Source organism: Neisseria sp. P0021.S007 (genome assembly GCF_051956855.1).
Window position 1 is genome coordinate 1 of record NZ_JBQCXA010000745.1, and the last position, 613, is coordinate 613.

The 613-nt window shown below is 52.4% G+C and carries 1 protein-coding gene; it reads right to left on the reverse strand.

The genetic code is table 11. The annotated features are described in order from the left end of the window. On the reverse strand, nucleotides 1-481 hold a 481-nt coding region (locus tag ACTHUR_RS15725; protein WP_440399584.1), incomplete at its 3' end, for a response regulator. Between the last annotated feature and the right edge of the window lie 132 nt (nucleotides 482-613).

A 613-nucleotide genomic window follows, 5' to 3' on the forward strand; every position in this document is an offset into this window, starting at 1 on the left:
GCGTAACGACAGGCTTGACCGGCTGAGGTTCGGGTTTATACAGGGCGGCAGAAATAGGCGCAGGCTGCGATTTGACTTTTTCAGACGGCGTAGGTTCGGCAGTATTATCGGAAACCGATACGGCCGATTTAACCAATGAACGCAACTGCGACAGCGTAATCGGTTTTTGCAGATAGTCAAACGCGCCTGCTTTCAAGGCTTCAACGGCTTGGTCGGCATTGCCGAAAGCCGTAATCACGGCGACGGGCGTGTCGAGCATCAACTCGTCAATGTATTGGACCACCTCAAGACCGGAGCCGTCGGGCATACGCATATCGGTCAACACCAGCGAATAATCGTTGTTGTCCAGCTTATCTTTAGCTTCTTCAACACCAGCCGCCGTATCGACGCGCAGACCCATTTTCATCAGGGTCATTTCCATCAGATCGCGGATGTCTGCCTCGTCATCGACAACCAAAACCGGCTCTTGCAATTTATTCATCCTGCGCTTGCTCCTTCGGTAAAATCAGTTCGAACCCGTTCATTTCAGGGTGATAATGCAGCTGTCCCATATTGGCGTGTGCCAACTCGCGTGCGACGTAAAGCCCCAAACCAGTGCCTTGTTTTTCGGTGG